Annotated in this window: 8 protein-coding genes; all 8 read right to left on the bottom strand. The window is 36.9% G+C overall.

Features of this window, described 5'->3' with window-relative positions:
* Positions 1–134: 134 nt before the first annotated feature.
* Positions 135–635 (bottom strand): hypothetical protein, encoded by a 501-nt coding sequence (locus AWW78_RS08970; protein WP_047134932.1) that lies wholly within the window; start codon positions 633–635, stop codon positions 135–137.
* Positions 636–666: 31 nt separating this feature from the next.
* On the bottom strand, positions 667–1,305 hold the full coding sequence (locus AWW78_RS08965; protein ID WP_047134931.1) for a hypothetical protein: 639 nt from the start codon (positions 1,303–1,305) through the stop codon (positions 667–669).
* A gap of 14 nt (positions 1,306–1,319) precedes the next feature.
* Complete coding sequence (locus AWW78_RS08960) at positions 1,320–2,495, bottom strand: cysteine desulfurase family protein (RefSeq protein WP_047134933.1); 1,176 nt, start codon at positions 2,493–2,495, stop codon at positions 1,320–1,322.
* Between the two features lie 35 nt (positions 2,496–2,530).
* On the bottom strand, positions 2,531–5,014 hold the full coding sequence (locus AWW78_RS08955; protein WP_047134930.1) for a TonB-dependent receptor: 2,484 nt from the start codon (positions 5,012–5,014) through the stop codon (positions 2,531–2,533).
* A complete protein-coding gene (amrS, locus tag AWW78_RS08950; RefSeq protein ID WP_102134778.1) occupies positions 4,981–6,051 on the bottom strand; it encodes an AmmeMemoRadiSam system radical SAM enzyme in 1,071 nt (356 codons plus the stop codon). The genes AWW78_RS08955 and amrS overlap by 34 nt, the downstream gene beginning before the upstream one ends.
* A 50-nt stretch (positions 6,052–6,101) precedes the next feature.
* Positions 6,102–6,620, bottom strand: coding sequence for a type 1 glutamine amidotransferase domain-containing protein (locus AWW78_RS08945; RefSeq protein ID WP_047134928.1), 519 nt, complete (start codon positions 6,618–6,620; stop codon positions 6,102–6,104).
* 188 nt (positions 6,621–6,808) lie between these two features.
* Positions 6,809–8,107: a C69 family dipeptidase gene (locus AWW78_RS08940; RefSeq protein WP_047134927.1), complete on the bottom strand. Its 1,299-nt coding sequence runs from the start codon at positions 8,105–8,107 to the stop codon at positions 6,809–6,811.
* Positions 8,108–8,176: 69 nt separating this feature from the next.
* Positions 8,177–9,046: a hypothetical protein gene (locus AWW78_RS08935; RefSeq protein ID WP_047134926.1), complete on the bottom strand. Its 870-nt coding sequence runs from the start codon at positions 9,044–9,046 to the stop codon at positions 8,177–8,179.
* Positions 9,047–9,459: the final 413 nt, after the last annotated feature.

The following is a 9,459-nucleotide window of genomic DNA, read 5'->3' as shown; positions in this document are numbered from 1 at the left end:
TATTCACAAAGAAACACGCTAAGCAGAACACGTCCGTAGCTCAACTGGTAGAGCAATCATAAATATAATCATTCCCGCTTAAAAATGCAAGATTTATTAAGAATTAACAAAACTACCAATAAATAAAATTGCTTTTATCCCCCTGGACTTGGACCATACTTTAACATTCTAATCTTCAACTCCTTGATTATATCGGAATACTCCTTTAAATAATCTTTCGGAGGTGAAAACTTAACCCAATTATTAGCTCCCATCTTCACCTGAAACTCAAACTGAAACACAATGTTGTAAACCTGATAAGTCCTGAAATAAAAACTACTTCTTCCCCGCGGAACAACATGAACTAACACTCTATCTCTAAATAAAGCTTCAACCGTATCTGAACCAAATGGAATTTGACCATCACGAACCCTCCAATATGTCTGCACAACATAATAATCTTTCGTGGGATCAACGATCTCAAGTGTATATTCATACAACTGCAAGATGAATGTTGCCTCATTTATTATATAACTTTTATCTGCGTTGAAGGAAACCTCATATGAAACAAAACCCTTGCCATCTGCTAAATATCCCTCTCTACATGAAATAAATGCGAAGCAGATTAAAAGTGGTGTTAAAAGCTTGCAAAACATAAATCTCACCATACTAAGTTTTTTACTGTGCCTACTGTGCCACAGGTGGCGCCCCAGCTTCCTGAGATTCTCCACCTAAACCCCATACAAGCGTATAAGTCCCGATTATAACCAAACCCAGAACTATTATAAAAAATAAACTTGTAAATACACCCCCACTCTTTGGCAACACCTTGCTGATAAATTCCTTGTCTATTTTTTTAACCTCGCTATCGATATCCTCATATCTCCATGTTATCTCAACTGTGTGAAATCTTCTTTTTGGCCTATCAAAACATTCAAAAGTTCCATAAAGCACAACATCATTTGTATCTTTTCCTTGGTTCACAAAATTACCGAAAAACAAATAATCAACCCCAAGCATATGCGAAAGGATGACAACATCGTTCTCCGAAGGTAAAGATAAAACAGAGTTAATTTTTTCACTTCCAACTATTGATACCGCCTCCTCAGGAGAAACGATCTCAACCGACGGCTTTCCAGCAAGCAAATATAAAACGCTGTTCGTTATATCCCTCTGCACTTTAACGCCAACGCCTTCAAACTTAAATCCAATAAATCCAACCTTTACTTTCTCTTTCTGCGCATAAGCTAAACTTGGATAAAAATCATAAACTAGCAACGCTAAAATTACGAAAACGACTAAACTCTTCTTTCGAAAAATTCTCATGAGCCCAAAATTTTTTATTTTAAAGCAACCTTCTCCACAAAACTTCGAACTATCTCCGCAAATACCTCAACCGCATAATCGACATCATCAACAGTGTTTCCTCGTCCAAAAGAAAATCTAACCGTAGCAAGAGCGGTCTTTTCATCCCTTCCAAGAGCAAGTATAACATGAGACGGTTTCAAACTCCCAGATGTGCACGCTGAACCATTTGAAACGGCAACTCCTCTCAAATCAAAACCATAAATTAAAGCATCTGCATCTACTTCAATTTTACTTGAATTTACTGAAAAATTCAAGATATGTGGTATCGTTTTATCAAGCGGACTGTTCAAAATTAAAAATTCATCAAATCCAGATTCATATATTCCCTTTACCATACGCTCCTTCAACATACTTACATGTTCATAATCGTACTTCATCCTCTCGGCACAAATCTCAACCGCCTTTCCAAAACCAACTATCAACGGGACAGCTTCCGTCCCCGCTCTTCTTCCAGCTTCCTGCGAACCGCCGTGATGAAACTTTTCAATGTATATCCCCTTTCTAACATAAAGAAATCCCACGCCCTTCGGACCATAAATTTTATGAGCTGACGCCGAAAGCAAATCAACATTTAAATTCTTAACATCAACCTCAATTTTTCCTAAAGATTGAACTGCATCCGTATGGAACGGGATATTATATTCCTGTGCTATTTTGCCTATTTCTTGGATAGGTTGTATTGTTCCAATTTCATTATTCACATGCATTACAGTTACAAGGCAAGTTCTTGAAGTTATCGATTTTCTCACATCATCAGGATCAACTATACCATCGCTCCCCACTTCTAAAAATGTCACATCAAAACCGTTTTTTTGCAAATAAATACACACATCAAGCACGGCGTGATGTTCAATCTTAGAAGTTATTATATGATTCTTTCCCCTTTTAAAACCCGCAAGCGCCACGCCCAAAATCGCAAAATTATCCGATTCAGTCCCCCCACTTGTGAAAATTATCTCAGATGGCTCTGCATTTATAAAATCTGCTATCTTCCCTCTCGCTTCCTCTATAGCAACCTTAGCTTCTCTGCCAAATTGATGAACTGAAGATGGATTGCCAAAAATTTCATTAAAATATGGAGTCATAGCACTAACAACAGCAGGATCAACTGGCGTAGTTGCACTATGATCAAGGTAAACTCGCCTCATATCATTCAAATTTAGTTTATTTAAAACAGGCACAGCTAAAATTTAACACTTATTCCAAAAGTCGGCAAAATTGGAAGCATCGATATAGGTTTTCGTTTTATCTCACCTTTCGAAATGCTAAAATCATAAGCAACGACATTTCTTCTGTTATAGACATTCACAACATCTAAATAAAAACTCCAATCAGCGTTCCAGAACTTAGCGTTATATGTAACCCTTACATCAAGACGATGATACGGTGGTTTTCGAGCGTTAAAGAAATTGCTCAACCCTCCAAAATCAAGATCAAGCAAAACCCTATCCCTTACAGTCATTATTTTAACAACAGTATCTGTCACAAGAATTCTCGGCTTCAACCCAATCGGCTCTGTATAAGGATAATTTGAACCGTACATCCATGTCAAACCTAAATTAAACTTTTTGCTTATCTTCCAATTTAAAACGATGTTAAATGTATGCCTTTGATCAAACATAAATGGTAATTCAACATCATAAATTTTTCTCTTTGCAACAGAGAAAGAATAAGAAAGCCATCCATAAATTTTACTATGTCGTGTCTCCCTCTTTTCGATAAAGACTTCAAACCCATAGGCTTTCCCATCACCTTTATTGACAGGTATAGATGTAACTGAATCATTCACAAATACTTGATATGGCTCGCTCCACCCTCTGATATCCGTAGGTGGATAGTTTGGAATTCTATCGGCTACCCACCTCGTTCCATTCACACGCTTTCTTACAATTAAGTTATCAAAATCTTTATAGTAACCCTCAACCCTCATAAGAACCTCAGGGGCAAGCCAACGCTCAACTCCCAAAATATAATGCTTGGCTCTTTCGGCATTTAAATTTTCTGCTTTAGTGAAATCAAAAAATGTATTTTGATCATAAATTTTCTCGTACCCGGGAGACTGATAATACCACCCATAAGCAAATCTCAAACTCATTAACGCATCAATGTTATAGAGCAAATTTAATCGGGGTGAAAGATAATTTTTCTTGATGATCCCATAATGCTCAATCCTCAATCCCGGCTGTATGGAAAGTTTTCTGCTTAACCTTATTCTATCTTGAGCATAGAAATAAAAGCGATCGTAAGACTCGGAATACTTGAAAAATTCCGGTGCCGAGAAAAATCCAAGCGATATGAGGAACATTTTTAAATTCTCATCCATTTTCAAAATATACTTCAACTCTGAAGCAACGCGATTCAACCCAACTCCAAACTCAAATAAATTCTTCCCCAGCTCATAACTTAAATCGAACGATGTCGAAAACTTTTGAATCATATAATTCGACCATGTCTCAATCTTAAAAAATACCGCATCATCTGAAACAACCCTCTTATCAAAATCATACGAAGGATCCAAAACTTCTCCGCCAAATTTACTTTCGCCCGAATTTCTATATAAAGATGTTATGAACTTTGCAACTAAATTTTTACTCGGCGAGTAAGTCCATGAAAAAGCAAAAGTTTTATTGTAGGATAGATCATTCACAGCGATGCTATCTGGCCTATCAAGATTTTCACCTGTTATAACATCCATCGCATCTCTGCTATAAATCCAAAAAAGATCTACTTTATTTTTGTCGAACGGATGAAAACTTAACTTAGTATGAAAATCATAAAAATTTGGAAATGTGACATCTCCGCTGACAAGCCCAGTTTTTTTAGCGATTGGACCAAGCACAAGATCGTAATAAGTTCTTCGTGTCGAGAATATCCATGAGCCATTTAAGGGAAGCCTCCCCTCAAAAATCAAATTTGCATTCGTCAGATTGATATTAATCATGCTTGAGAAAATTTTATCCCTACTTCCATCGCGACTTGATACATCAAGGACAGCCGATAATCTATCCCCATATTTAGCGGGAAATCCACCTGCCATAAAATTGAAATCGCTTACAAGATCGGGATTGAACATGCTAACAAAACCGTAAAGACGATATGGATTGTATATTTCAACCCCATCTATAATTATCAAGTTTTCATCTGGTGAACCGCCGCGGACAACGAAATGTGTTGCGAAATCAGACGGTGCAAAAACCCCTGGCAAAGTTCTTAACATCCTAAAAACATCCTCCCCAAAGCCAGCACTTACCTTAACATCTTTAGGCTCAACCTCAATTACACTTGGTCTAACATCGACAGCACGACGGGTTTTGTAATCCGCAAGCACTTCAACTCCTTCAAGTTCTATATATCCTTGCCTCAGTCGAAACTCAATAAATGTTTCGCCACCCCTTACAACATCAACTTTCTTTCTCTCACTTTGATAACCAATAACCCTCACCTCAACATCGTAAATCCCCGGCTTAAGACTTATTTCAAATTCTCCCCTTAAATTGGTTGAAGCACCAAATCTAGTTCCGATGATAACTACATTTGCATTAGGAATTGGCTCAGCCGTTTCGAAATCCACAACTTTCCCCTTTATCCTTGCTTCTTGCGCAAACAAACTGGAACAAACAAGAAAAATTAAAACTAATCCCAATAACCCGGAATAATAGTTCCGCATTTATAACACTTTCCTTCCTTGATTTTATTTTTTAACACTCTAAAACCAAATCTTTCAACAAGCAAGGCTCCGCAATTGAAACAATAAGTGTTCTCATATTTATCAACATAGCCAGGTATATTTCCAGCATAGACAAATCTTAATCCTTCTTCATAGCCTATCTCAGCAGCCCTTATCAACTGCTCCGGTCTTGTATTATCTGGATCTGTCATTTTATAATCCTTATGAAAAGCAGTTACATGCCATGGGATATTCGGTGAAACGCTCGCTATAAACCTCGCAATATCTCTCAACTCAGCTTCAGAATCATTAAACCCAGGAACAACAAGCGTCACAATTTCAACCCAAAAACCTTTTTCAACAAGCATCTTGATCGTATCAAGCACAACATTTAACCTTCCACCAAGCTTTCTATAATTCAAATCATTGAAAGTTTTCAAATCAACTTTGTAAAAATCAACATAGGGTCTTAAATAATCAAGAACTTCAGGAGTTGCGTTTCCATTTGAGACATATGCCCCGCGTATTCCATACTGACTTGCGAGCTTCAAAATCCCAACGCTCCACTCAGATGTGATTAATGGCTCATTGTATGTACTTGTTATGATCCTGCTTTTATATTTAAGGGCAATCTCTACTATTTCCTCAGGGCTGATAAAATCAGGCATAGCTCCTGCAACAGGATCACGCAAAGCTTGAGAAGTCACCCAGTTTTGACAATAATCGCAGTGAAAATCACAACCAAGCATGCCAAAACTCAAAGTATAACTTCCCGGATAAACATGAAAGAAAGGTTTTTTCTCTATCGGGTCAAGTGCAAGTGATGTAACATATCCCCACGGAACATAGAGTTTCCCACCGACATTAAATCTCACCCTGCAAATCCCGTCCCTTCCATCTGAAATTTTACACCTATGCCCACATGCAAAGCATTCAATTCGCTTATCATCAATCTTTCTATAAAGTTCCCCCTCCTTTGAATTACGCGTTAAAACATCTTTTAATGTCTGAACCTCGCCCAACATAAAAGGCCTCATTTTTCTTTTATACTTTCACTAATTGCAACACACTCAATATAATTTAAGTTTCAATCAGAAAGAGCAGAGATTATAGCTCTACAAAATGCGGGCAAATCATCAGGGGTTCTTGAACTTATCAAATTTCCATCAATCACAACTTCACTATCAATATATTCTGCCCCAGCATTTACAAGGTCATCTTTTATTGAGAAAAATCCCGTAACCTTTTTACCTCGCAAAATTCCAGCAGAAATTGGAACCCAACCAGCGTGACAAATAAAAGCAACAACTTTACCAGATTCATAAAATTTTCTCGTCAATTCGAGCGCTGTCTTATTTCGCCTGATTCTATCCGGCGCATATCCTCCAGGAATCACAAGTACATCATAATCATTAACATTTATCTCGTCAAAACTAACATCTGCCTTGATCGGATAACCATTCTTCCCTTTGAAAACTCTAACTTCTGGGCCCGCAACTTTAACCTTAACTCCTTCTTCAATTAACCTATACTTTGGATAAAGAAGTTCTATTTCCTCAACAAGGTCTTCAACAAAGATAACCGCACTTTTACCCTCTAATCTCATCGCTTACCCTCAAGATTTGTTTTAGCTACATTTTTAAGAAGCAATTAAAGTTATGCTACAAAGATAAATCTTCCAAATAAATTTTGTGCTCACCTCTGAACCCCCTGACATCAGAAAGCAAGCAATTCACCACTTAACGAATTTTTATCCCACGCTTTATTTTAAAGAAGTTGACACAAACAAAAGTTTCAGAAAATCAACCCAGCCTTTTTATTTACTCTACCCCAATTCATAGAATAAAACAAAGGTAATTTTCCAACCTTTACGATATCGTTCCATTTTTCCAAAAGTTTTTCCTCCTCATCAAAAGCCCATTTAGTTAACCCCGACAACTCGCATTTATCAACTTTGCCTTCCAAGTATTTCTTTCTAAAATCAACTTCTTTCTCAATTATCTTCAATTGCAGTTCATTTTTATCCTTTAAAAAGTCAGCAATATAAGTCCTGTAATTCGTCTGAATTTTTCTATGCAAAACCTCAAAACGCCACCAATAGTTCTTAGAGCTATATTTATTCGTTGGTCTTTCTCCAAGTTCAGGAACACCTCCTTCAAAATATATCGGCTTAAATACACTTAAACATGGAAGAGAAGTGCCTGTAAAGTAGTGAACTTGAAAATTTTCACCAAGCAAAGATATTTGCGAAGATGCAGTTTGGGAAGGTCTTGTTAAACCACCGTAGTGCATGCATATATCTCTCATCGAACCCTTTTCGGGGCTAAAATCTTCAATCTGATGCGAAGATAATACCTCCATTACATACTCTAATGTTATCTCTCCTTTCTTTTCGTCCAACTTTTTATATGTAAAAGTTCTCCTATCTTTGCCATGAGAAAAATATGTGTAGAACCTATCTGAGAAATATTTGCTAAAACTAAAATTTTTGTTCTTTTGCCTAAGTTTCTCAACACTCTGAGAAGCTAGGTCCCAATCATCTCGGATGGTCAAAGCATTTGAAATGGTATAAACATCTTCTATCTTTTTCACAACCCAATTCTTTCCAGCGGTTTCTAACACCCACGCATCTTTTGGATCAACAATTATGAATGAGTTGTGATAATAAAGTCTATGTTCGTAACTCCCATTCCCTCCCTGTCCATAATTTTCTATTATTGAAATTATAAACTCTAAAGCTTCCTTTGAGCTTTTAGCTCTTTCTAAGGCTAACCTTATAATGTCCATTCCCAAAATTCCAACCTTTTCTCTTTTCTCTTTAGTGAAGACAGCGGTATTTCCAATTGTTAAACCAAATTCATTAACTCCCATCTCCGCCCCATACATCCACCAAGGTCGGGACAAAATTACAGCATAAGTTTCCTCGACCTGCGGAAATTCAACGTAAGTTAATTTAACTTTATTCTCCACATGTTTTTGTCTTGGTATAAACTCTATAATCTGAGCTTCATTGGGATCTCTATCACTGTTTTTCGCAAATATCATAATGTTTTCCTTTGTTGCTCTGGGCGTTGCAATTAAAATATCACACATTGCGAAATTCCTTTAGTTAGTAAAAATTAGTTTTAACTTTTTCCAAGAACATCGCCATTGACCTAAAACTCATTTTGCTGTGCCAAAATTGTAGACAAACCCAAGCCAAGGGATGAAAGGAAATCCAGTAATTTTAGAACCAGCTGGATAAATGAAACCCAAATCTGCAGCCAAATCTTCTCCAAAGAAGCGCACACCAAACGAGAGAAATGCTATATCAGAATTTGGCGGGAACCAGTTTTCTGTAATTAATTTAGCATTATTTGATGTGCGGAGTTCCCCACCCAGAAGTATGATCAGTTTATCAGCGATCCTACCACGATGGAATCCCCAGCCAAGTCCAAATGTAAGTGATGTGTTCGGATTACCGTATGATGTTACACCATATAAGATTCCCACCCCATCGGAACTTCTTGAAGTAGTATTAATGTATAAAACTCCTCCCGCAACATCAAGCTTACCTATTTGAATTGGAGTTACTTTCGTAGCGAAATAGAAGAGTTGACTCTCAGCCCCTGGAAAAAGCGACATACCACCTGCAAACATAATAAAATCAGTGACACCAACAGCAACAAGAGGGAAGAAAATTTCGTAAGCTGAAAAGTAACCTTGTCCTGAAGCAAGTGGCCTAGCAGTAGGAGCAAGCAGCAAGCGTGTGTGATTGGGATCATCAATAACAATATGATTTGAAAGATGTTTTAAATCTTTCACTTGCTCTCGGGGAATTATTATCGAAATGTTGCCAAGAGTTTTAAAACTAATTGATAGAGAATCTTCGCTAACGATCGTTCCAATTAGCTCAGATCCGTCTTTAAGAATTAGCTTAACGGGCTTTTTGGAAGTAGTATCTTGCTGAGGGAAGGAGGTCGTTACCAAAATAAAATCCAAAGCAACAGCCAGAAAAAGTGTTATTAAAAATGATCTCAGAGGTTGCCTCATAAACGAACCTCTTTCTATTTTGTGAAATTCTTTATGCTTCCAAAGTGCGTTTTTCTCTTCTATTTTTTATTCTACGCCTATCTTAACCCCTTACAGTTGAGATTTACACTAATTAAAATCTAAACAAAAGTTCAAACAAAATCAAAATTTAAATTTGATATTTTAGCTTCCCCATTCATTAAATTAAACTAACTTCGCTTAATGGTTTACAGATGGGTGAAATCGTCCTTTCTTGAAGTATCATCTTATACGCTTTGCTACCTTTTCCATAATAGTATAATCACCCCAAATTTATATTTTGCCATTATTTAATAGCTGCTTGATATTTTTTTAATAATTCTGGATCATCTATAGAGCCGTGATGATGTACTTGCCCCCAACTTCCATTAATATAAGCGAAAAATCTTGTTGTT

This window comes from Candidatus Kryptonium thompsonii (genome assembly GCF_001535985.1).
Taxonomy (GTDB): domain Bacteria; phylum Bacteroidota; class Ignavibacteria; order Kryptoniales; family Kryptoniaceae; genus Kryptonium; species Kryptonium thompsonii.
Note: the sequence above shows the minus strand (reverse complement) of the source record. Positions and strands in the feature narration are given on the sequence as shown.